This window comes from Flavobacterium sp. CECT 9288 (assembly GCF_918731615.1).
Taxonomy (GTDB): Bacteria; Bacteroidota; Bacteroidia; order Flavobacteriales; family Flavobacteriaceae; genus Flavobacterium.
The window spans coordinates 2510994-2536083 of the sequence record NZ_OU957226.1 but is presented as its reverse complement, the minus strand read 5'-3'; the positions used below and the strand labels follow the sequence as shown (position 1 = coordinate 2536083).

The following is a 25090-nucleotide window of genomic DNA, read 5'->3' as shown; positions in this document are numbered from 1 at the left end:
GTATTTCTTGTGTTTTTTCAATTTATTATCCAACCTCATGCTAAATTAACAAAGCTGTATTTCAAATAGATTGGAATAATGTAGATTTTATTTTTTATTGTTTCATTTATCATTTCCCCTCGAATTTAAACTTCAATTATTGTTAAGGTTTCTATTCTTTTAATAATATCCTCTCCATATTTTTATCTAAAATTCCATTTTATTACCATTTAATGTTGATCAGATTTTATATATCATTTATTTTGGCAACTATAAATATTAAAAGTATTCGGATTTCGTATTACGTTGTTTCTTAATGTAAAATCTAAATAACACTAAGTTGCTATTGAACATTCATTTATAGATCTAATATTAGAATATTATATTAAATGAATTCATGAAAGTATTTGACCAGCTCTAAACAAATGGTGTGTCTTATTTAAATAGCATATCAATTAAAAGGAGTTGCATTTTTTCATTCAAAATAGATACAGTTTGTTTTATAACTTTTAACAAACTAAAATAATATCATAATCTCCTTGCAAATTTTGTCGTATTGTTACGATGAATATTTATCTTTTTTTTTAAGTAATCCAAAAGTCTTTAGTTATAATTTCTAATATGTTTAATGTTAGATTTTACAGCAATTAATGCAATTAATTCTGTGTAAAATATTTGTTTTCAGGATTTTTTGATATTTAACTTTATTTACACTTTAAGTGTAAAACTTCACTAAACTTCAGTTGTAGTTTTGGCATATAGAATTTCTTAAGAATCATTTTCAGCTAACATTTTGAAGGGCACAATACCAACAAAATAGAATGTTTACATAGCAATATAGGTATCTCATTTTACTAATAGTTTTATGTAATTGAAAATAATGAAAGTCAATAGACTTTGAGTTTGCTTACGAAAATGTTAGTATCTGAATTTTGAAATTTAGTAATCAATAGAATTAATTACCGCTATAAGTCATGAATGCAACAGTAAAAAAAACTACAATAGATTGGTCTTCGCCAGATATTTTAAATCATTTATTCTTACATATAAAGAACCCATTAGATACTATTATGACTGCTAGCACCCCTAGTTCAGTTGAGAATAAGATAACAAATGAAATAATTTTTTCTAGTAGTAAGCAAATTAATGACCTTATTGAGGAAATATTAAATGAAATTAAATCTAAATCAGTAAGCTTAACCATTCAAAGGCGTCCTGATATTTTTGATATTTATGAGTCAAATAAGAATGTTCAGCATCTATGTTCTAATAAGATTACTCCAGAAAAAGTGACAAAAAATGATCAAAATTGGTTAATCAATTTAGAAAAAGAAATTTATAATTCTATTTCTAAAAGTGACCTTGACTTATATGAATTATCATGTAAAATGGCTGTTAGTGAAAGGCAACTTCATAGAAAAATTTCGAATTTAGTTTTTTTAACTCCTAATAAATATATACGTGTTTTAAGGTTGCATAAAGCTAAGCAATTGATTGAGAACTATATTCAAGATTCGATCTCTCAAGTTTCATATTCTGTTGGTTATAATGATTCTCATTATTTTTCAAAGTTGTTTAGCAATCAATATAATATATCTCCCAAAGAATTAATAAACTCATTGTCTTGAAAACGAAACTGTTGATAAAGTGCTATCAAAACTTGTAGTTAAAATAAAAATTATTTTAAAAAAGAACAACTAAATAACCATAACCTTAAAAATACATACTATGAAACGAGTACTTTTTTTCTTAGGCCAATTAAACGACAGAGATGTGGAATGGATGATCCAAAACGGCCAAAAAATAGAACTGAAAACAGGAGATAAATTAATCCAAAAAGGAAACTATGTGGATAATTTATACATTTTATTATCAGGTCAGCTGTCAATTTTTTCAGATGAGACTGAGAATGAGGAAATAGCCACCTTAGGAGCAGGTGAAATTGTGGGTGAAATGTCTTTTTTAGAATCTAGACCTCCATCAGTTTCTGTTATTTCAAAAAAATCAGCTGTAGTTTATAAAATATCTCGAAATGTAATAGAAGCACGTCTTTCATCAAACCCAGATTTCAAAGCTAATTTTTATTACTCATTAGCCTTATTTCTTTCTAATAGGTTAAGAAAAACTACAGATCAGTTGGGATATGGAGTACCAGAGGAAGAGGATTTAATTGACACAAAAGTATTAGATGTGGTTTCACAAGCAGGTGCGCGTTTTGGTCAAATATTAAATAGATTTTCAGAAGTAAAGTTAAGTGTTAATTATTAAGTTCAATATGAGGAATTATTTTTTGTTTTATATTTTATTTAGTAGTTATACTCTTTTGTACAGTCAGGCTAAAATCAAGTGTGATTTAATTGAGGTTTCAAGTATTGCATTTAATAAAAATCCAACCATTAGAATTTCTAATTACTCCATTCAAAATGCCGAAGCTGATTTACAAGTTCAAAGAAGTATTTTTGATTTTAATTTAAACTCTGATGTTGCATTTCAAAATAGAAAATACAATCTTTTTGATGCAGATCCTAGAAATGATTTCGTCGATAAAACGCTTAGAAATAATTCATTTGATTTTTCAATTGGTTCACAAAAAAGACTACGAACTGGACAATCAATTGATATAGGTTTAAAATATAATTATAATAATTCAAATTTTCCCTACAATACTTTCAATGAACTTGTTGGCAGTTTTTATGGGAATCATTCTAGTACGTTTAACCTTGTTTTCACTCAACCACTTTTAAGAGGAAGAGGAGCTAAGATAGTTACAGCTTCAGAAAAAGCATCTGTTTTTTACATCAATAAAAGTAAATATGATTATGAGTTTGCAAATTCTCTTGAAATAGAGCAAATAGGCATTGCTTATTGGGATTATTATACGGCATATAAAAGTCTATCAATTTATACTCAAAATGAGAATAGAGTGAGAGAGGTGTTAAATATGACTACAGAACTTGTAAAAGCGGATAAAAAACCGCTAAGTGATTTAGATCAAGTCAATGCAGATTTAAGAAATCAAGAAAGGCTAACTGCAGTTGCAAGACAAAATTTGTATAATTCAAGAATTAATTTAGGAAGAGTTATTGGTTTAATTGATGAAGAAAGTCAAAGACTAGATATTCCTGTTAATGATTTTCCCACTGTTTTAGAATCTGGCTACAATGAATTTATTGATAAAAATGCACTAATTAAAATTGCTAAGAGTAAAAGAGGTGATGTTAAGGCAATCGGAGAGGAGTATAAAGCATTAGAACTTCAATATTTAGTAGCAACTAATAATCTAAGGCCTCAATTAAACTTATCAGCTTTTGGTTTTTATGGGAGTGCAAGCGTAGGAAACGGAGTTGATAAATCATGGTCTTCTCTTGTTAATAATCAAGGTCAAGAACTAGGAGGTGGAGCCAAACTTTCATTTTCTTTTCCGTTGAATAACAATTTGGCCAAAGGGAATTATTCGATACGTAAAATTGCTTTGCAAAATCAAACCGTAATAAATGAAAACATTCATAGAAATATTGAATTGAATATTGACATAGCAGTTAATAATCTTATGAATAGTATTTTAATTCTTCAAAAATCAAAAGAGTCTTTTGATTTTTATCAAAATGCATTTAAAAATGAACAGATTAAGTTTCAATCCGGTTTAACTACTCTTTTAAATTTAATCTTATTTCAAGAAAGACTTACTGCTTCAGAATTAGAGAATCTAAACGCACAGCAACAATTCTCAAATGCAATTTTAATACTTAGGCACGAAACAGGTACGCTTATTTCTAAAGAAGATCTTGGGTTTAAAATTACTCAAAATGCATTTTATACTATTCCTAACACAGAAAATTAAAAACATATAAATTATGTCAGCACCTTTTTTTAGAAAATCGGCATTAGAAAAACTTTCAACTCCAGAAAAATTAGATCAATTAATTAAAGTTACTGGTACAAAAGCTTGGATAGCTTTAATTACAATTATAGTAGCAATTTTCACAGCGATAATTTGGTCTTTTATGGGCACCGTAAAAACAAAATTAGATGTAATCGGTGTTGTACTAGGTGGTGACGTTCATGAAGTTGTTGCTACAGCACAAGGGCAATTAGTGGAGTTAAGAGTAGTAATAGGGAGTACTGTTAAAGAGGGTGATATAATTGCTACAATACGACAACCAGAACTATTTCAACAAATTGAAGATGCAAAAGCGGTTCTATCTGATAGAAAATTTGAAATGGAAAAGCTAATGTCATACGGGAATCAAGGCACTCAACTACAAGGTGAAATAATTAGTCAATCCCGTGTAAGTATTAAAGGGGAGATCGAATCAGAAAAAAAGAAAATCATTTTTCTTAATAATCAATTGGAATCAGAGAATGTTTTACTGGATAAAAGTTTAATAACTAAATCGCAAGTTGCAAATACAAAACAACAAATTGAAGTAGCAAAAAATACTATTGAAAGATTAAAAGGACAAATCGTAGAAACCTCTAGTCAACAAAATAATTTAGGATTTGACATACAACAAAAAGTTATATTACAAAAGCAAAGAATTGCGGAAGCTGAAAGAAATCTTCAGTTTTTAAATGAAAAGTATGACAATCAAAGGAATATAAAAAGTCCATATAGTGGAGAAGTAGTTGAGGTTTTAACCGATGCTGGAATTGTTGTTTCTGTAGGGTCTCCATTATTTAAACTTAAGAATACCATTAAAACAAAACAATCTCAATTAAGAGGTATTCTTTATATTCCTTCAAAAGATGGAAAAAAAATCAAAAAAGGAATGGAAGCTTTAATTGTACCTTCGACTGTACAGCCTGAAGAATATGGATTTATAAAGGGAAAAGTTACTTATGTATCAGATTTTCCAATAACCCAACAAGGAATGCTCACATCTGTTAAAAATGATCAACTTACAAAGCAACTTTTAGTAGGTGGTCCTTTATTTGAAGTATACGTAGATTTTGAGAAAGACCCAGTATCGTATAGTGGTTATAAATGGACTTCTGCAAAAGGACCAGATATTTTTCTAAAAGAAGGTACATCATGTTTAGGTAAAATCACAATAAAACGAGAGCCACCTGTAACATTAGTTGTTCCAGCGTTCAAGAAATTTTTTGACTTATATTGATCCATCAAAATGAAAAATATCATAAACTTACTTTTAAAAAAACAAAATAGACCTGTCAAAGTACCTACTGTTCTGCAGATGGAAAGCGTTGAATGTGGTGCTGCTGCTTTAAGTATTATTTTAGGACATTTTGGAAAATTTGTACCATTAGAAAAATTGAGAATAGCTTGTGGGGTATCACGAGATGGATTAAAGGCTACAAATATTCTAAAAGCGGCTAAAGAGTTTGGGTTAGAGGCAAAAGGATACGCTAAGTCTATTGAAAAGTTAATGCAAATAGAAGCTCCAGCCATTATTTTTTGGAATTTCAATCACTTTTTGGTACTTGAGGGTTTTACAAAAAAAAGAGTTTATCTTAGTGATCCAGCTCAAGGTAGGTATTTTGTAACTCACAAAGAATTTGATGATTCTTACACAGGAGTTGTTTTAACCTTTAGTCCATCAAAAGATTTTGAAAAAGGAAATGAGAAAAAAGGATTATTTGCATCGTTAATTTCAAGAATTACAAATTCTAAATTGAGTATAACCTACATTATTATTGCAAGCTTGTTTTTAGTAATTCCTGGTTTAGTAATTCCATCATTCCTTAAAATATTTATAGATAAATATCTAGTGAATAATTTTTCAGGTTTTGTAATGCCGCTTTTATTAATTATGGGTGGTCTTCTTATTGTTAATGCATCTCTAGTCTATCTGCAGCAATATTTTTTACTTAAATTAGAAACAAAACTTGCATTAGTAACATCTAGTAAATTTCTTTGGCATGTTTTTCATTTACCTATTGCTTTTTTTACTCAGAGATATAGTGGTGAAATAGGTAATAGAGTTTCATTGAATGACAAAGTAGCAAAACTTTTAAGTGGTGATTTAGCAAATGCGGCTTTAAATGTTATTGTTGTTATTTTTTATGCAATTTTAATGTTTTCCTATGATGTTACCCTGACATTAATAGGTGTTTTTATGGCACTGTTAAATGTGTTTGCCTTAAAATATGTTTCGACTGCTAGAAAAGACGGAAGCCGAAGATTGAGCAATGAAACTGGAAAGTTATTAGGAACTACTACTTCTGGAATTAGCATGATTGAAACATTAAAATCTTCTGGTAGAGAAAATGATTTTTTCACGAATTGGATTGGTTATTTGGCTAAAGTTATGAATGCTCAACAAGAATTTGGGTGGTTGACTATAAGACTTAATATACTACCAAACCTAATTTCATCTTTAACAAATACTTTAATTTTAGGTTTAGGGGCTTTGAGGATAATGGAAGGCGAGATGACATTAGGAGCTCTAGTAGCCTTTACCTATTTAATGAACAATTTTATTACACCAGTAAATCAATTAGTATCAGTAGGAGCTATGTTGCACGAAACAGAAAGCGATATGGCGCGTATTGATGATGTAATGAACTATGAAATTGACAAACAATTTATAAAAAACGAAGATAAAAATATCCAGCAGCCCAATAAGGAATCCATTAATAACAAATTAATTGGATATTTTGAAATGAAGAATGTGACTTTTGGATATAGTCCTACAATGCCAGCGCTAATTGAGAATTTTAATTTAAAGTTAAGACCCGGAAGTAGAGTAGCACTAGTAGGAGGTTCTGGAAGCGGAAAGTCTACTGTGGCAAGAATAGCATCAGGGCTTTATGATCCATGGGATGGTGACGTATTGTTAGACAATAAAAATAGAAAAGATATTCCTAGACATGTCATTACAGAATCATTAGCAGTAATTGATCAGGAAGTTTTAGTGTTTAATGGCACAATTAAAGAGAATATTTCTTTTTGGGACGTGATGATCCCAGAAAAAAACATTATAAATTCCGCAAAAGATGCTGATATTCATGATGTTATTGCGGCTAGAAATGAGGGTTACGATAGCTCTGTTTTAGAGGGTGGATCAAATTTTAGTGGTGGACAACGTCAACGAATTGAAATTGCTAGAGCTCTAGTTTGCAATCCTTCAATTTTAATTATGGATGAAGCTACCAGCGCCTTAGATTCAACCACAGAGAAAATTGTGATGGATAATATTAAGAAAAGAGGATGTACTTGTTTAATTGTTGCCCATAGATTAAGCACTATAATGGACTGTGATGAGATAATTGTAATGGAGTTTGGTAAAATCGTAGAACGAGGCTCTCATAAAGAATTATTAAAATTAAATGGTGTTTATGCAAAATTGATTGAAACAAAATAAAAATTAAGATATGTCAACGAAAGAAAAAATATATATAGGAGTTGAAGAACCATTGATACTAAATAACACAGATAAACTCTGGATGGTAGTTTCTGGTGAGGTAAATGTGTTTTATGTAAGAGTTGATGAAAAAGGAGATTATTTATGTGCGTTAAAATATTTATACTCCGCTAAAAAAGGAGACTTATTATTTAGTTTACTTTCAACTGACTGTAAAAATGATACTCGTTTAATTGTTTTTTCAAACGATGCAACTTTGTTATCAATAGATAAACATAAACTTATTGCTATTGATCATTTTTTTCTAGCCAGTATGATTGATAAATGGATACTAAAAACTTCATTTAAAATCAATTCAAGTAATACTCCAAAAACTTACAAAACGATTGATAGTTATAATTACTTTGTTTTAAATCAAAATACAATTGCATACCCTTCTCATGGAATAAACTGGATAAGTTTAATTGATGGAGAGCTTTCCATTTTTTCAGATCATGAGACCATTAATTATAATGATGGACTTAAATTTCCTATTCCTGTTTGTAATAAGTTATGGGTTAAGTCCTTGTCTGAAAGTTCTGAGTTAAAATCTATGAGTACTAGAGAAGTTTTAGAGGATGAAATTAATTTTTTAATTTCTTTAGAAAAACTACAAGGTCATTTTTACAATCAACTTTGCAAGAATATAGAGATCAGTAGTTTATCAGAAAGTGATATTCTTAATGATAAATTAATTTATCAAGAAGAGGAATTAAAAAGCACTTTAGAGAAAATAAAATCGATAGTTACTGGTTCTAAAAAAGAGTTACATCACTCCAAGAAAGATAAAGCAAAAAAGCAAAATATACTTTTTTTGACATGCCAATTAATTGGAGAACAAACAGGTTTTAAATTTGAAGAGCCCAAATATTTTGAGGCAGATAATTACAATACAAATAATTATTTGTATGCAATTGCTCAGAGTTCTAAAGTAAGAATACGAAAAATTATTTTACGAGATGTGTGGTGGAAAGATGAAAATGGACATTTGTTAGCATTTGTAAAAGAAACAAATGAACCTGTAGCTCTCATTCAGAAAAATTCTACCACTTATTTAATTAAAAACTTTTCTAAGGGTACCGAAACTATAGTTAATAATGAAATAGCCGACACTTTAGAACCTATTGGGTATATGTTTTTTTCTGGATTTGATGTAAAAATGGATTCCATAAAAAAAGTATTAAATTTCGCTATGAATGGCGTAAAAAAAGATGCCAGACTATTACTAGTTGCTTCTTTACTTGTAAGTTTAATAGGTTTATTAATTCCTATTTTATCAGGAATGATATATGATGATGTAATACCCACTGCAGATAAATCTATACATTTAGAAATTTTCATGATCATGATAATTATCGGTTTTGTATCAGCTGGACTGCAACTTGCGCAAGGAGTTTTGCAAATGAGGTTAGAGTCAAAATCAAGTATTAACCTTCAAGTAGGAGTGATGGATTATATCCTTCGCTTACCAGTAACTTTTTATAAAAAATATACAGCTGGTGATCTTACAAATAGAGTTTTAAGCATTAATTCAATTAAACAAATTTTATCTAATACATTGATGACTGTTGTACTTAGCGGGGCATTCTCATGTGTTAATTTATTACTTCTTTTTTATTATGATTCAAGTTTAGCATTGGTAGGAGTTGCGCTTGCTTTAATTGCTATTTCTTTTATGGTTTTGATGGGCTGGTTTAAACTCAAGTACGATAGAGAGGTGTCAAAATACCAAGGAGATATTCAAGGTTTTCTTTTCGAATTTCTATCTGGAATTAGTAAAATAAGGATAACAGGAGGTGAAAAAAGAATTTTTTCTCTTTGGGGTGAAAAGTTTTCAAAATTAAGAAAATTAGGCTTTAGTTCAGGTAGTTACCAAAATTTTGTGGAGGTTTTTAATAGTTCTTACCCTCTTTTTACAAGTATATTATTTTTTTCATTCATATATTATACGGTTTTAAATTCTAAAGATACGGCAATGATGTCTGTTGGCTCATTTATGGCTTTTATCATTTCCTTTAACAAATTTTTAAATGATAGTTTAAAATTATCTATGGCATTTATTTCTTCACTTAGTGTTATCCCTCTTTACGAAAGGGTTAAGCCTATTCTAGAGGAAAAACCAGAATCGATAGAGGAAAGTATTGATCCAGGTGAATTAATGGGTGAAATTGAATTGAATTCTATATCTTTTAGGTATTATGAAGATCAGCCTTTAATTTTAAAAAATATTACATTTAAAATAAAACCTGGCGAAATGGTTGCTTTTGTAGGGGCTTCAGGCTCTGGAAAATCTACTATTATGAGACTCCTTTTAGGATTTGAACATCCAGAGTTAGGCTCAATATTCTATGATGGTAATACATTTGACGCAATGAATAAAGAGCTGACAAGACGACAAATAGGGGTAGTATTACAAAACGGAGCGCTTATGTCAGGTAGTATTTATCAAAATATTGTTGGAAATTCAGAATTAACATTAGATGATGCTTGGGCTGCTGCCCGTATGGCTGGTATGGAGGATGACATAAAAAATATGCCAATGGAAATGCATACGTTTATTAGTGAAGGAGCAGGAACCTTTTCAGGAGGTCAAAGACAAAGATTAATGATTGCAAGAGCAATTGCGCATAAGCCAAGATTACTATTTATGGATGAGGCTACAAGTGCTCTTGATAATAAAACTCAAAATATTGTTGCAGAAAGTTTAGATAAACTTCAAGCTACTCGTATAGTCATAGCACACAGGTTGAGTACTATAAAAAATGCTGATCGTATTTTTGTATTAGATAAAGGGGAAATTAAAGAGTCAGGAACTTATGAAGAATTAATTCAAAAGGACGGATTGTTTACGGAACTTGCTAAACGTCAAATTGCTTAATGCTGTTCCATAAAATTAAGATATGTTAAAAGAAGTTGACCATAATAGCAGTCTTTGTATTTCTGAAAGACTTAAAAACTACTTGGAGAATAAATTTTTAGTAAAAAAAAACGTAACATCACCTTTTTTTGATGAGATTGATCTTGAATATTGGAGAGGGATTTCAACACGAGTTTCACAAGGGAAAATGGTGTTTAATGAATTAAAAAAATGCTATCCTCAATTGAATTTCCCAATACAATTAGGCATAGAAAAAACAGAATTTTATAAAGATATAGTGTTAAGAGGAAAAACAGTCGATATGAATTTTCCTTTTTTACTACATTTAAACGATTTTGAAAATATCACATTTAAAGTTCATAAAAGTATTGCTGGTTCAATACCCATAGTAACGGTTTCAAATAGTGAAGACTTCACTACGATTATAAAGTCACTTTTATATAAAAACAACCCTAGATATGTTCCCCAATCTATGGGTGCCGTGTTAATAAACGGCATCAATAATTGGGAGAGATTGACCATTTTAAAAAACAAATGGTTAGCGACCAATACTTTTGGAAATTGGACAGAAGAGTTTACTTGTAATGTATTGCCTAGTAAGAAATTATATAAGGATAATTTAATTATTTTGAGTACAAAACCCTATAGTAATGTAGCAGCAAAACAATTGGGTTTGGCGGAAGATATATGGTTATCCTATTCCATTTCGATAAGAGAAGAACATGAATGTACACATTTATATACCCTTCAAAAATATGGGATAGCATCAAATAATTTACACGATGAGTTAATTGCAGATTATATAGGAATTGTAAAAACAATTGGATATTACAATAAGTCATGGATGTTGCACTTTATGGGGCTTGAGGAGTATCCTAAATACAGAAAAGGAGCTAGATTAGAAAATTATATTTTAGAGAATGAATTTTCCCAAGATGATTTTAAACAACTAATTAAAATGATTAAAAGCGCAATTGAAAACATTTTTATTTTTGATAAAACCTCTGGAAAATTACTCTCTACAATAGATCAAATGTTTAGGATAGATGCTCTTTGTGAAACAAGTTTAGAAGAATTGTCATCTGCAAATGGAGCCAGTATACTTATTAATAATTACAAAGTAATTTCAAAAAGGAGCAAAATTTGATTTCAAGTAAAAAACTTTTTTTTCAAAATTTGAACAATTTTATTTTATAAATGTGGATAGAAAAAACTAACGTATGATTTAAGTTATATTTTGATAAATAATCCACAGTTAATTTTTTCAATAGTTGCATAATTCAAAGCAATTTGACTAAAGTTCAAAAGGTGTAAATAAAAACTACAATTCATTTATACCTTTTCTGTTTAAAATCGATTGACATTTGAATTTCAATATGTAAAATTCCTCAGTTCCTTGCCTCGCTTTAGCATTTTAAAGTCTGCATTATGGAATGCATTTTTAATAAAAAAAACTTTAAACAATTGATTTTTAAGGGTTTGTCTTGGTAGCGAGACCGAGATTTGAACTCGGGACCTCAGGGTTATGAAAATTGGAATTTAACTGTTTTTGTTTTCTAAAAAATTGATTTTAAGTGATTTAATTTTTTGCAAAAATTTATTTATATCGTTTTTTACCGTTTTCTTAATGCTTTTTCCTCACTCATAATATGGAAGATGTTTTTGATCTCTCACTTGTTTAATTACTGTAATGATTCAGTTTGTTTATTTCAGCTTTAATCCAAAAAGTACTTAAATATCATTGCTTCAGAGTTTTTTTTATGCTTTTTCTCATTTACAGCAGCGAAAAAATAGCGGTTTCATTGGTTTTCTCAGGCATTCTGACTTTGGATTTAAGCATCAAAGGACAGGTCCTTTTTTGTTTTATCAAAGAAAAAATAGTTTTTCAAACTGCCATAATTAAGTCGAAATGATTTATTGAATTTTTGTGATAAAGAATGGGTATAGTATTTCTAATTTCATCTTTTAATGATGATGGAGGTATTTAGTGTAATTCATTATTTGATAACAGTAAACAGCAACGGAATGTAATCCCGAGGAAACAGAATTTGGTGTTTAGTTTAAACCTAAACACTTTATATGTAATTTTTTTTAAAAAGAACTTTTTTTGTACGGAAAGAAGATCCATGCGGTAGGATTTAAAAGTTTATTTACAACAAAATTTAATCAAAAAGCCCTGAAATAACTTCCACAATATTTTCGCTTGATATTGGTTTTACCAAATAACCTGACAATGCACTAATATTTTTAGCTCTTAAAACATCTTTTTCATCTACAGATGAAGTCACCATATAAATTACTATTGTTTTAGGCATCATGGGCTTAATTAATAGGTATTCTTCCAAAAACTCCCACCCATCCATAACAGGCATGTTTACATCTAAAAATAGAATGTCAGGAATGTTTTCTGAATTTTCCATCTCTTCCTTTAGAAAATTAATAGCTTTCAGTCCATTTGAAAACACGATAACCTTATTAACTAGGTCAGTTTTTTTAAGGAAAAGTGATGTAGTGAACTGATAGATATCATCATCATCTACAATACAAAAGGTATTAATCTTTTTCATGATTTTTTTTTTAAGAATTGAACTGTTTCGTTCAACATTTTTTTCAATTACTATATTTTATTAAAATTTAAGAATTATTGATATTGAAATATATAATAAATTTGGATCCTTTGTCTACTTCACTCTCAGCATAAATTGCACCTCCCATTGTTTCGATTTGATTCTTGGTGATGAACAAGCCTGCACCTTTCGCATCAGGATGCTCGTGAAATGTTTTATTTAGCCCAAAAAGCTTTGCGCCATGTTTTTCTAGATTAATGCCCATGCCGTTGTCTTCGCACGTTAAGCTAATCATTCCATCTTTGTCAATACACGATTTAAAAATAATTTGCGGTGCTCTTTTTGGTGAGCTGTATTTAATCGCGTTAGTTAATAAGTTTAAAAAAATACTTTCAAGGTATACTTTTGGATAATCAATTTTCTCACATGCATTGAAATCGTAAGTAATTGTGGTAGCCGTTTCGTTAATCTGTGTTTCCAGATTGATTAGATGATTTGATAAAATATCTTGAAAGAAAAGTTCTTCTTTCGGTATTTCAGCATCTTGTCGTATTCGCACAACATTTGTCAAATCGTTTACCGTCGTAGAAAGACTTTGAAAGGCAATGTCGATTTTTTCAATGAACACGTTTCGCATATCATCATCTGTTTCGTCTTTTAGCAAATTTAACAAAGCGGCTAAATTGGCAACAGGTGATCTTAAATTATGTGAAACAATATAAGTAAAATCTTCTAATATCTTTCTCTTTTTCTCTATTCCATCAGCTAATAGTTCGAAATGATTAATATTACGCTTAAGTTCCTGTTCATATAGTTTTTGATGTGTAATATTTCGGGTTATTGTTAAGACATCTTCAGGTAATTCTCCCACTTGATTTTCAAGTGGTATGATTGATAATTGAAAATAGTTATGTTGATTTTCATTGGTGTTCATTTCAAATTCAAACGTTTCGGTTTTATTTGTTTTGAAAACAGATTCTACATGGCCAATGAATGATTCATTTATCTGGTTATCGGCCTCCCCACGCACTTCTCGAATATTCTTACCAATAATATTTTCAGCATCCATGTTTTGTATTTTGCGAATCGAATTATTGATGAATTGATAGGTTAAATTTTTGTCAATCCGAGTAATGATATCCGGATTACTATTAACTAGAGTCTTAAATTGATTCTCACTGATTGATAATTTTTGATAAGCAATGGCCAAGTCTCTCGTTTGTTCCTCAATAATTAGTTGCAAATCTGCAGGAGATCGATATTGTGATGCTATCGGAAGGAAACGATAAAGCACCAAAACAGTAATCCAAGATATCAATGCTGTCATGCTTAAGACTACTGCATTTAGTCGGTATAACGGAAACCAAAATATAATAGCGTCCACAAAATGCGTAGTGCCGCAAAAAAAGATAAAGAGCATAAAGCATATGAACACTCTATTAAATATTTTTTCTTTTCTTTTTTTGACAAATTTGTATAAGAAGATCGGTATAGATAGGTAAGCTAATCCAATAGCTATATTTGAAATAATGTAGAGCCAACCGAGTGTTTCTGACCATTGCCCGCATATCCATCGAGGCATAAAGCCACCAGAACTGAAAATATTTTCTACGATTTCAAAAATTTCATCCATATTTCATTTTTTTTTTTTTTCTGTAGGCAGTCTAATTTTACAGCATGTAGTGCATAAAGAACCATTTTTCAAAAAATGAATACATGGCTTGTAGCTAACAACAATTTGTCTAAAAATCTCTAAACAAATATTATGTGGTAAATTACAAAATAATTATAAGTGATTTCACTTACAATAAAAAAAAATTTATGAAATTCGCTTTGAGATAATAAAAGTATAACTAAGCTTTAAAAACAGCTGTTAAAGTTCCAAAATATAAAGCCAATACTTTTAAATATTGTTTTAGTGCGTCTGTTTGGATTCATTTATTAGTAACGATATACTTTCTTAGTATATTGATATCATTGTACAAAACGATTTCCTAATTTTTTATGGTAAAGGACATGGAGCTTTTTTCCAGTTTCATTTTTTAATAATTGTAGAGTTATTTTTATTACTTCTTCATTTGTAAGTTTTAAAACGCACGGAAAGTAATACGAGCGAATGGGTAAGAGAATTTATGTGTAAAAGGAATAATAAACGATAGCAAACCAAAAATTATTTCTCAAAAAAGAGGAAAGTAAAACCTTTTGAGACACTACCCATTTTGAAATTCTCTATTAAATCTTTACGATAACTCCATAAATGTTTACGACATCTAATCAGTTCTCCCGAAAAAACGGGACAGGCTATTTAACACACACTTTACAGAGTTTTCGCTGATGAATAGGTTTATGTATGGGATTGTAAAGTGTTAGAATTGCTGTAATTTTATAGTGGTTTCCCCAAATATTTTTTCATTATCTAACTTGTTTGGAGCAATTTTTAGTTTGGGTCAAAGTAGCATACTAAAAATTATCGATGATTCCATTTTAAAAGGACTAATCCCGAGCCCATAAGTAGTTTAGAAACTTACAGGTTTTTGTCTTTGGTTTCAATTTTACCTCACTAATTAGGTTTCTAATTCTATGAGTATGGTATTATAGCTTTTGTTAACAAGCCATTAAAATCTTTCTGATTGTATAGTATTAAAATTAAAGTTCAATATTTCTACAATATCAACACTGCTTAATGGTTTGCAGTAAAATTTTTTAACAATTAAATGTTGGCTGGACCTCTCAATATCTACTTTGTCTGTAGATGATGATAAAATATATAATGGTATATTGTGGTACTCACTAAACTGTTCTGATTGTATTTGGTCTAGAAACCCCCACCCATCTAGTACAGGCATATTTATGTCCAAAAGAACAATACACTCTGATAAGTCGCCTTGATGCCCAAATATTTTTTCTAAACCTATTTTACCGTCTTTACATAAAATAATTGTCAAAGTGCTGTCCACTTTTATCATCATTTTTTCTACAATAAAGCTAAATACGGGATCGTCATCAATAATAAATATTGTCTTACTCATTGATTTTATTTAATTGAATTTCTTGAGCTTCTTCTGTGATTTTCCTTATAATAGCATCCATTTCATCGGATGAAACTCGTAGTTGCACTAAGCAAAACATCAAATCATCGAGATTGTCTTGCTGCATTTCTATTAAGTTGATGATACCTAATATTCTGGATAGGGGTGCTCTCACAAGGTGAGATTGCGTCCATGCAATATTTCTAAGTTTTTCATTTTGTGCTTCCATCTGCATAACGTATTGGCTTCGGCTTAATGCAAATTGTTCAAGTTGCTCATTAGAACGTTGTAATTCTTTGGTTTGGATATTTAACTTTTGATTTATGTCCAACAGTTTTACTTCGCTTTGCTTTCGCTCCGTAATATCCAAAATTACTGCCAGAAATCTTTTATTGTTGCCTTCTACGATGAATTGTAAATGGATTTCCACAGGGTAAAGGTTCCCGTTTTTTCGTCTGTGATTTGTAAAAAAGATAATTTTTTCTTTTTCTTTTGTAATTAATTGATTTATAAGTTGGTTATAAGTTGTTCCGGTAAATTCTGGGTTTAGATCAAGCGGAGTAAGTTCCTTTATTTCTTGTTCTGAATAGCCGATGTTATTAAGAGCACATTGGTTGACGTAAGTGAATTTTAATGTTTTTGCATCAAAGACATAAATTTCATTCAAACTTTTTTCCAGCGTTGCGAGCAAACTGTTTTTTTCTTGCTCTGCTTTTTTGCGTTCCGTGATATCTACATTAGATCCGAGATAACCAATATGTTCATTCTTATCATTAAATAGTTTTTTAGCACTTCCATTGACCCAAATGATGTTTTTATTGCTACTTAAAAAGCGATATTCATAATTCCATTCATCATTAGATTCAATTAATTTGTACCAATTGTCAGTTACATAGTCCATGTCCTCAGGATGAAGAGCGTTAATCCATCCTCTACCTAAGGCGTCTTCCAATTGCATTTCGGCCATTTTAAGCCACGTTTCATTGGCATATATACAATCTCCATTTATATCAGTTGTATAAATAGCAATTGGTGACTGTTGCGTATATGATTTAAATCTAGCGTCGCTTTCCTGTGCTTTTTTTATAGCAGCCAATAATTCTAATTGAGACTCTTTACGCTGATGAATATCCTGATAGCTACCATATATGCGGATACATTTTCCATTTACCATTTCTCTTTTACCAATGCATCGATTCCATCGCTCATTTCCTTTTGGTGAACGAAGGAGTACTTCCTCATCAAACTCGATACCATCAGAAATTAAAAGGTCCAGTGCTTTCTGGATGCGTTCTTTACTTTCTCCAACATGAAATTCTATACCACCTGTTAATGTAGGATTGTAGTTATCATCCACCTCCACTATTTCCCTCAGAATTGGAGACCAATAAATGCTTTCTCCGTCTTGGTTGATTAAGTCCAGCTCCCAACTTCCGACTCTCGCCATGTTTGTCACCTCCTCTAGCAATTCTTCATTTTTAGCTTCCTGTGTAATGTCTAGTACCATTACATGGAATAGAATGGTTCCATCTGCCAAAAAAATGGGAGTTCCACTGCCAAAATGAGTCCTAATTTCGCCTGTATGATTAACAATTTTAAAGCGACAAGTCCACTTTGATTTTGTTTCGATAGATTTGGCTACACTCGATTTAACCTCTTCTATATCACCACCTTGCTTTATTTGATCCCATAATAAATCAATATTCTGCATTACTTCGTTGGTTGTATAACCCCACATCTTCTCAACCATTCCAGAAATAAACTGCATTGAGTCAGTACCGTCCGGATGAATGATATAGGTGTAAACTACCCCTGGTAAATTATCTGATAAGGATTGCAAGCGAATCTCGGCTTCTTTACGTTTATGGATATCCTGAAAGCTGCCATAAATTCTGACGCATTCCCCATTTATAAATTCAGCGTTACCAATGGCTCTTACCCACAATTCGTTTTTGTTTGCGGTTACAATTACCGCCTCAAAGTCAAAAGAAGTACCTAACTGAATGCATTGATTGACCGCTTCGGTAATCATGGGTTTGAAATCTTCACGGTAAAAATTGATGCTCTGGGCAAGGTCCGGTTTAAAACTCTGGGGATTGGTTTCGTGCAATTGATGCACCATTTCAGTCCACAATATTTTGTTTTTTTTCAGATCTACTTCCCAGCTACCTATCCTTGCTAGATTAGAGGCTTGTTCAAGTAGCTCTTCGTTTTTAGCTTCTTCAGTGATGTCTAGCACCACTGAATTATATTGCACAGTACCATTAGATAAAAATTCCGGTGTTCCCAATCCTTGGAGCATGCGTTTTTCGCCATCCGCTTTAACGATGCTAAACCGCATATACCACTGCGATTTATTTTCTATTGAGTCGCTAATGCTTTGCTTCATTGCTTCAAAATCACCTCCGGCTTTTACTTGATTCCAAACCAGATCAGAATTGTCTTTTACCTCTTCCGGGCTATACCCCCAAATTTTTTCAGATCCCTTACTCACATATTTAAATTCATCTGAACCGTCTGGATGAATTAGGTATGTAAAGAAGACTCCTGGGATGTTGTCAGACAAACTTTGCAGACGGCTTTCAGCTTCTCTGAGGTCGGTAGTGTCTTGGAAGCTTCCAATGAACTTGACACATTTACCTTCAATGAATTCGGGGCTACCAATCACTCTTACCCATTTTTCTTTATTACTTCTAGTTATAATAACAGCCTCATAATCTAAATAAACTCCTAGAGTTAGACTTTTAGTGATTTCATCTGTAACATATGATTTATGTTCATCCTTATAAAAGTCTATTGCAGTTTCAACATTTGGCACAAATGTACCAGGGTCTACATCGTGCAAATAGTATACCTCATCTGACCAAAAGAGTTTGTTTTCAATCAGGTCGTATTCCCAGGTTCCAATTTTGCCTAAATCATTGGTTTGTTTATTGAGTTTCTGTAATTTTTTCTCTTCGGTGATATCTCTCGAGTTGGCCACAATACCATTCACAGCAAGGTTGTCCAGCATATTAGTCAATACTGTTTCTATCCATCGCCATTCATTTTTACCATCCCTCAATCTAAAAGGCTCAACAATCACTTTGTTTTCGGTACTTATTCGCTGTATGTATGCGGCTGATTTTTCGATATCATCGGGATGGATAAAGTCGAATATGGAATTGCCGTCAAACTCCTCTGGGGTAATCCCTAAGATTGCCGTTGTGTTAGGACTGGTGTAGATATAATTTCCAGCCACATCGATAATACTGATCATATCAGACCCCTCTTGCACTAGTGCCTTAAAGCGGTTTTCACTCTCAATCAATAATTCTTCTTTTTGGATTTTTTCCCTTGCATCACGCGCTACGCAAAACATAATTTTGCTTTTTGGATCATATCGTACTGACCATAAATTGAAAGCAATACAGCCATCTTTTCTTTTATACCTATTTTCAAAAGTTGTTACGTTTTTGCCTGAATGAATTTCTGCAGCGGCTGCATTAGTTTTTTCTACATCTTCATCAATAACAAAATCAATGTATGCTCTACCAACCAATTCATGCTTTTCATATCCCCATAATTCTTTACAAGCTGCATTCACCTTCTTGAAGAATCCCTGCTCATCAATAGAACAAATCACATCCAAAGAAGCATCCATAATTATTTCTGCTTCAGTATTTGATTTTATAATCGAAGTAATATCTCTTGATTGACATGCTACACTAGCAACAACTCGGTTTTCATCGATTATTGGATGAAACGATATTTGACTGTATTCAACTTGATTCGTAGTAGGGTTGTAAAACTGATCCTCAATTTCGAAATGTTCGCCATTCAGCCCACGCACAAAATAGGATTTCCATTTTTCTATAGAACCATCACCAAAACCTTCTGTAAAGATCGGTTCGTCCAATTTTTTTTCTTTGCCATTCACTTGTGTCATGGCGTTTTGATACGCTTTATTGGCGTATATTAAATTAAAATGAGAATCGATGATCCAAATAAGGTCCTTCGACTGTTCAACAAAAAGATTGGCAAATTGTTTATCAGTCATTTATATTTGTTTTTTTAAAGTCAAATATAAATATATTTTATTTTAGACTTGAGTTTAATACATTAATAAATTTTGTGATAGTTTCATTTTTTATAACTATTTAACATTATATATTGAAATAATGTAATAAAATATTGGATTTTGACCCGGTATGGATTGAAGTGTAATTTTTCGTCCGTGTAATTCTTCTATTTTTTTGCACACTTAAGGCCTTACACCATTGTTGACAGCATTTTAGTCAAACGTTTTGATATTTTTTGATATATTTTCATGTTGATCAGCAGGAATACCAATACCATTGTCTTTAATATGGAAGTTTATGATTTCATTTTCCTGAAAACAGAAACTTTTTTTATAATTATTATTTTTTGGATGATTTTTTTGAATACTCAGGTATGATGATATTATTGAGTCTGATGGATTAGGATTTGTTTAAATTTTGATTCTTGTCTAAAAATCAAAACACTCAAAAAACAACAGCAACCTTTGACATTTTGGTCAAAGGTTGCTGTTGATACTATTTGGCTCTGGTTAAGCCAGTATTCAAACTTATGTAAGAAGGCTTGTACTGCATTTCTAATACAAGGTTTAAAATAATTTCTGCGCAATATATTAAAAGGGTCTGTTTTTTTCTTTTTTGCTAAGACATCTATTTAGGTTTTGTTATAAAATTGTTTGTCATGTCAGTTTGAATTGCTTGTTGCTTGATATAAATAAGAAAACAAAAAAAGGACTGGTGTGATTGAACCTGAGGTCTGGTTACTTATTGTTCATATTATCAGAGTTATATATAGGTATCTTTTTAAAATTCCTCACTCCATTTCCTCACTAAGTGAGGAATTGATTTAAATAAAAAACCCTTAAACAGTTGTTGTTTAAGGGTTTGTCTGTAGCGAGACCGAGATTTGAACTCGGGACCTCAGGGTTATGAATTGCGCAGACCCTAAAATTTAAAAGTATTTACTGGGCTTGCGAGCCATAAAACCATATGTTTTTTATAAAATCGTGTTCAATTTCGTGTTCAGTATCAAAACAAAAATTAGTAATAATTTCAACTTGTTTTTCTGTCCACAAAGATAATCAGATTTAGTGTTTGAATGCATTATTTTATAAAAGTAAAGCCTTAAATTATTTTGATGGTTCAATAATTTAGATGCCACGAAGCGCGTTGTTATTTACAGAACGTTTTTAAGAAGTGTTATGAATTTTGTCATCTTTAAATCTGTTTTACTTCAAATTTAGAATTTCAAATGTTTTAGAAAAAAGTAAAATTTAATCTATTCTCAGATCAATTCTTCTTTTGATTAATCAAAAAACTGAATTTCATATTGTTATGGTTTTGTTTTAGTTTTTTTGAAAGAAAAAGAGATGGCTCAATATCACTAAAAGTGGGTATAGTTTACGAGTGTAAAAATTCGTTTATTTACATTCATACATTTGAATTTTTTGAGAGAGACTGTAAGCTCTTTTCATTAAAGGAGTATTTAAATACCTAGGCTTAGTTTCATTTTGATTCACTTTTAAATTACACATTACAATTAATATGTTTTCATGGCAGTAGATTTATCAGAAATATTAGTAGTTGGAGTATCGACTAGAGCCTTATTTGACTTAGAGAGAGAGAATGAAGTCTTTGAAATGGACGGTATAGAAGCATTTAGAGAATACCAACTTAAAAATGAAGAGGAATTACTCAAACCAGGTACTGCTTTTTATTTGGTACAAAGTTTACTACAATTGAACAAAATTGCTGATAAAAAAATCGTAGAGGTTGTCGTAATGTCTAGGAATAGTCCTGAAACAGGCGTAAGGATTTTGAATTCTATTCAACAACATGGTTTAGATATTACACGAGTTGCTCTAACTGGAGGAGAACCTTTAGCTCCTTATATTGATGCCTTTTATGTAGATCTATTTCTTTCTAAAGATTCTAAAGATGTTCAAACCGTAATCGATAGTAAAGAATGCGCAGCTGCATTATTATATGCTCCGCCGACTGTTTTCAATCCAAAAGATGCAAGAGTTAAAATTGCTTTTGATGCTGATGCAGTTCTGTTTTCTGATGAATCAGAATACCGATATAAAACAGAAGGAATGGGATCATTTCATCAATATGAAAAAGAACATGAAAATGATGCGCTTGCTGAAGGTCCTTTTGCTAAACTTTTGATTAAATTATCAAAAATTCAAGAACATTTACCTACCAGAATTGAATATTCTCCTTTACGATTAGCAATTGTGACAGCGAGAAATGCGCCTTCCCATATGCGAGTGATAAAAACATTACGTAAATGGAATGTATACGTTGATGAAGTGTACTTTCTTGGAGGACTTTCAAAAGATAAAATATTAGAAGCCTTTGGGGCTCACATTTTCTTTGATGATCAAGAAACTCATTTAGACGGAGCTTCGAAAGTAGTTCCCTCTGGAAAAGTGCCATATTTAACCTCATCGCCACTAAACGAAATAAAGACTAATTAAGCTTTTTATTTCTATGCACTATATTCGCACAGGATAAAATTAATATTGCACAAAAAAAGTTTGATATAAATACTAAATGGAAAAAATAACAATACAGAATTTCAGAAAAATAAAAGAAACATGGGAACTTAATTTAGCTCCGATTACCTTTCTGACTGGAACCAATAACTCTGGAAAGTCTAGTGTAATGAAAGCGTTAATGCTTTTAGATAGCTTTGGAAATTCTAAAAATCATTTTGAATTAAATTTCAATCAAAAACATTCCAGAAACCACAAAATTGATTGTTTTTCAAATGCTATTAATCGTCAGAACTTAAAAGAAAAATTATGGGACATTAATTTTTCTATTGAAAATAAAGATTATTATATTGATTATCATTTTTACCCTCAAGAAAATAATGATAATAGATCTGAAAAAGGAAAACTCAAAGCAATAAAATTTAAAAGTAAATACGACAATTCACTTTTTAGCATCACAAACTTGGCTGATGATGAATATCAATTAACAATTGATAATAGTTTTATACATTTCAGAAATAATGATCCTGATATTTTTGATGAAAAAGAAAATAAAAATGAATTGGATAGTATCAAGATCGTTATTGAAAAGGATTTAAAGGAGAGCGAGTCTATTTTAAAAATTTTAGAGAAAACCAGTCTTGAAAGAGTACAATTTTTAGACAAAGTAAAATCGTTAAAAGCAAAACTTAAAGAGGTAAACAAAAAAATAAAAGACCTTGAAAACAATAAAATTGAGGACGATTTACAGTTCAATCCAACTTTCAAATTAAGAGATTTTGGGGGCTCAGAATCTATAGATAAAATTATACGTAGAGTACTAAGTAGCTATTTTAGGGATAATGAAAAAGGGATTGGATTAAGTAATAGCAATCGAGATTTGTTTAGATTAACAATTATTGCTGACATAGTCGTTGATGCCTTGAACCTAAACATAACGCACCTAACTCCAAACCGCAATACTCAAACCCGCTTGTACGTAAATGACAACGGTAATAATGACATCTACGATATTATCAAAAGGCTATCAGAAAACCCAATTAAAAAAAAGAGCACAGCTGATGCCTTCCTCAAAAAGTGGATGTCAAATAAGTTCTTTGATATAGGGGAAGACTACAATATTAAACCCATTGAAGGCTTAGCATCTAAAATAGAAATAAAAGAAAATGGAGACTGGATAAATCTTGTGGATAAAGGTTTTGGTGCAGGACAAATTTTTACCATTTTACTTCGTATCGCTAATGTGATTAATGAAGAGAATGACATTAAAGATCACGGAAGCGCCAGAAGATTCAGAAAATCAACTCCTATAATTCTTATCGAAGAGCCGGAAGCCAATTTACATCCAGCTTTTCAATCCCTACTTGCAGAATTATTTTTAGAAACATGGAAAGAATTCGGTATTCAGTTTATTGTAGAAACTCATTCCGAATATATCATAAGAAATTCACAGTTGCTATTCGTTGATTATTCAAAATCGGATGGAAGTCTGTTCCCAGCCATGCGTATACAACACAACCCATTTGTAGTCTATTATTTCGATAAAGATGGCCCTTATGAAATGAAATATTTAGCAAACGGCAAATTTGATAAAAACTTTGGTGAAGGTTTTTATGATGAAGCATCTAAACATTCTATGAAACTTATTCTAAATCAAAGAAAAAAAGACTAACTATGTTTACAATTTACTCTGACAAAGATATTTTTGAAAACATGATATCTTCACCTGCTATTTATCCCAATTGGAATAAAATAATAAATAATCATTCTGACATTTGCCTAGACATTAATGAAGTAGATTTAATTTCAGAATTAAATAATACGGAGTCTATTTTATTTTTATTTTTACAATCAAATGCAAGAGCGATTGATTTAATTCCTTTAGATAATTATTTTAGAACAATATATGCAAATCCTGAAGCAGAAGTATTAGAAAAACCACGTAGTGTCTTTTTTTTAAACATTGATACCGATGTTGCAAATTCAATACAACAACAAACTGGTATAATTGTGAATTCCAATGATGGCATTAATGACACAATTCTTTTAGGTTCATATTTTAAAGATTTACCTAAAAATACTGTTTGTAATGATCATGGTGTTTTAGGATGGAAATCTTTAATTACTTTCGATTTACCTCCTTCTAATTCTTTAATTATATCAGATAATTATTTATTCAAAAATGAAGAGAGAAATTTACCAATTGGAGAGCCTAATGTCATTAATTTAATAGATGCAATTCTTCCAGCTTCATTAGGCGTAGACTATCATATTTTAATAATTGCAGAGGACAATAGAAAAACACAACAATGGTGTGAAAATTTAAAAACACGTATTTCAACGGTAATCAAAGCCTTGAGGCCATATACAATAATTATTGAATTTTTATTTTCTGCTACAATACACAAAAGAGTTATACTTTCAAATTATTTGAATGGTTCCTGCGACAAAGGATTTTCTGTTTTCAACCCACGCGATAATAGCACTGTTCGTGAAGACAATGACTTTAGATTGGATCGGGTTTTTAATAATTTAAACTCGCTTGGTGGTGATGTTGAATTTACTATAAAGGAAAATGCTTTAAAAGGAATAAATAAAAAATCTACCGATGTTTTTCAATGGCTTCAAGGAAATCAACCAATTGAAAATAGAAGGGTTGTAGGTGATTGTAATGATGATTTTTCAATTATCAATAGGTTATTGAATGATATTTGAATTCCTCTGCACCAAACCCG

General features: G+C 30.7%; 14 protein-coding genes. 10 read left to right on the top strand and 4 right to left on the bottom strand.

Translation table 11 applies throughout. The annotated features are described in order from the left end of the window. Positions 1 to 953 precede the first annotated feature (953 nt). The 7 genes from LQ189_RS11140 to LQ189_RS11110 all read left to right on the top strand — a co-directional run bounded on the left by LQ189_RS11140 (position 954) and on the right by LQ189_RS11110 (position 11368). Positions 954 to 1607 carry a helix-turn-helix transcriptional regulator gene (locus tag LQ189_RS11140; protein WP_144888997.1) on the top strand — a complete coding sequence of 218 codons (654 nt, stop codon included), beginning with the start codon at positions 954 to 956 and terminating at the stop codon, positions 1605 to 1607. A 100-nt stretch (positions 1608 to 1707) separates the two neighbouring features. Then, a complete protein-coding gene (locus LQ189_RS11135; RefSeq protein ID WP_086454579.1) occupies positions 1708 to 2247 on the top strand; it encodes a cyclic nucleotide-binding domain-containing protein in 540 nt (179 codons plus the stop codon). A gap of 7 nt (positions 2248 to 2254) precedes the next feature. Then, entirely contained in the window at positions 2255 to 3820 is a 1566-nt protein-coding gene (locus LQ189_RS11130; protein ID WP_230156931.1) for a TolC family protein, read from the top strand. Between the two features lie 13 nt (positions 3821 to 3833). Then, positions 3834 to 5096 (top strand): NHLP bacteriocin system secretion protein, encoded by a 1263-nt coding sequence (locus LQ189_RS11125; RefSeq protein ID WP_230156929.1) that lies wholly within the window; start codon positions 3834 to 3836, stop codon positions 5094 to 5096. A 9-nt stretch (positions 5097 to 5105) separates the two neighbouring features. Then, positions 5106 to 7304 (top strand): NHLP family bacteriocin export ABC transporter peptidase/permease/ATPase subunit, encoded by a 2199-nt coding sequence (locus LQ189_RS11120; RefSeq protein ID WP_230156927.1) that lies wholly within the window; start codon positions 5106 to 5108, stop codon positions 7302 to 7304. Between the two features lie 10 nt (positions 7305 to 7314). After that, positions 7315 to 10221 (top strand): NHLP bacteriocin export ABC transporter permease/ATPase subunit, encoded by a 2907-nt coding sequence (locus LQ189_RS11115; RefSeq protein WP_230156925.1) that lies wholly within the window; start codon positions 7315 to 7317, stop codon positions 10219 to 10221. A 22-nt stretch (positions 10222 to 10243) separates the two neighbouring features. Next, positions 10244 to 11368, top strand: a complete 1125-nt coding sequence (locus LQ189_RS11110; protein ID WP_230156923.1) for a hypothetical protein — start codon at positions 10244 to 10246, stop codon at positions 11366 to 11368. A gap of 1015 nt (positions 11369 to 12383) precedes the next feature. Here LQ189_RS11110 and LQ189_RS11105 read toward each other — a convergent pair. From LQ189_RS11105 to LQ189_RS11090, 4 genes are all read right to left on the bottom strand, one after another. Beyond that, positions 12384 to 12788, bottom strand: a complete 405-nt coding sequence (locus LQ189_RS11105; protein WP_230156921.1) for a response regulator — start codon at positions 12786 to 12788, stop codon at positions 12384 to 12386. Between the two features lie 67 nt (positions 12789 to 12855). Then, positions 12856 to 14421 carry an ATP-binding protein gene (locus tag LQ189_RS11100; RefSeq protein ID WP_230156919.1) on the bottom strand — a complete coding sequence of 522 codons (1566 nt, stop codon included), beginning with the start codon at positions 14419 to 14421 and terminating at the stop codon, positions 12856 to 12858. 982 nt (positions 14422 to 15403) lie between these two features. Continuing rightward, a complete protein-coding gene (locus LQ189_RS11095; RefSeq protein ID WP_230156917.1) occupies positions 15404 to 15817 on the bottom strand; it encodes a response regulator in 414 nt (137 codons plus the stop codon). Then, the gene (locus LQ189_RS11090; RefSeq protein ID WP_230156915.1) at positions 15810 to 19856 is read right to left on the bottom strand and encodes a PAS domain-containing sensor histidine kinase; all 4047 of its coding nucleotides are present in this window, start codon (positions 19854 to 19856) and stop codon (positions 15810 to 15812) included. Before LQ189_RS11090 ends, LQ189_RS11095 begins: the two co-directional genes overlap by 8 nt. Before the next feature lie 1551 nt (positions 19857 to 21407). On the opposite strand from LQ189_RS11090, the gene LQ189_RS11085 reads away from it, so the two are divergent. From LQ189_RS11085 to LQ189_RS11075, 3 genes are all read left to right on the top strand, one after another. Further along, on the top strand, positions 21408 to 22337 hold the full coding sequence (locus tag LQ189_RS11085; protein WP_230156893.1) for a 5'-nucleotidase: 930 nt from the start codon (positions 21408 to 21410) through the stop codon (positions 22335 to 22337). Positions 22338 to 22413: 76 nt separating this feature from the next. Next, entirely contained in the window at positions 22414 to 24027 is a 1614-nt protein-coding gene (locus tag LQ189_RS11080; protein WP_230156885.1) for an AAA family ATPase, read from the top strand. Positions 24028 to 24029: 2 nt separating this feature from the next. Then, the gene (locus tag LQ189_RS11075; RefSeq protein ID WP_230156883.1) at positions 24030 to 25070 is read left to right on the top strand and encodes a hypothetical protein; all 1041 of its coding nucleotides are present in this window, start codon (positions 24030 to 24032) and stop codon (positions 25068 to 25070) included. Positions 25071 to 25090 lie beyond the last annotated feature (20 nt).

Coding starts and splice junctions, on each gene's coding strand:
- LQ189_RS11140 (WP_144888997.1), top strand. CDS start 954: ATGAATGCAACAGTAAAAAAAACTACAATAGATTGGTCTTCGCCAGAT.
- LQ189_RS11135 (WP_086454579.1), top strand. CDS start 1,708: ATGAAACGAGTACTTTTTTTCTTAGGCCAATTAAACGACAGAGATGTG.
- LQ189_RS11130 (WP_230156931.1), top strand. CDS start 2,255: ATGAGGAATTATTTTTTGTTTTATATTTTATTTAGTAGTTATACTCTT.
- LQ189_RS11125 (WP_230156929.1), top strand. CDS start 3,834: ATGTCAGCACCTTTTTTTAGAAAATCGGCATTAGAAAAACTTTCAACT.
- LQ189_RS11120 (WP_230156927.1), top strand. CDS start 5,106: ATGAAAAATATCATAAACTTACTTTTAAAAAAACAAAATAGACCTGTC.
- LQ189_RS11115 (WP_230156925.1), top strand. CDS start 7,315: ATGTCAACGAAAGAAAAAATATATATAGGAGTTGAAGAACCATTGATA.
- LQ189_RS11110 (WP_230156923.1), top strand. CDS start 10,244: ATGTTAAAAGAAGTTGACCATAATAGCAGTCTTTGTATTTCTGAAAGA.
- LQ189_RS11105 (WP_230156921.1), bottom strand. CDS start 12,788: ATGAAAAAGATTAATACCTTTTGTATTGTAGATGATGATGATATCTAT.
- LQ189_RS11100 (WP_230156919.1), bottom strand. CDS start 14,421: ATGGATGAAATTTTTGAAATCGTAGAAAATATTTTCAGTTCTGGTGGC.
- LQ189_RS11095 (WP_230156917.1), bottom strand. CDS start 15,817: ATGAGTAAGACAATATTTATTATTGATGACGATCCCGTATTTAGCTTT.
- LQ189_RS11090 (WP_230156915.1), bottom strand. CDS start 19,856: ATGACTGATAAACAATTTGCCAATCTTTTTGTTGAACAGTCGAAGGAC.
- LQ189_RS11085 (WP_230156893.1), top strand. CDS start 21,408: ATGGCAGTAGATTTATCAGAAATATTAGTAGTTGGAGTATCGACTAGA.
- LQ189_RS11080 (WP_230156885.1), top strand. CDS start 22,414: ATGGAAAAAATAACAATACAGAATTTCAGAAAAATAAAAGAAACATGG.
- LQ189_RS11075 (WP_230156883.1), top strand. CDS start 24,030: ATGTTTACAATTTACTCTGACAAAGATATTTTTGAAAACATGATATCT.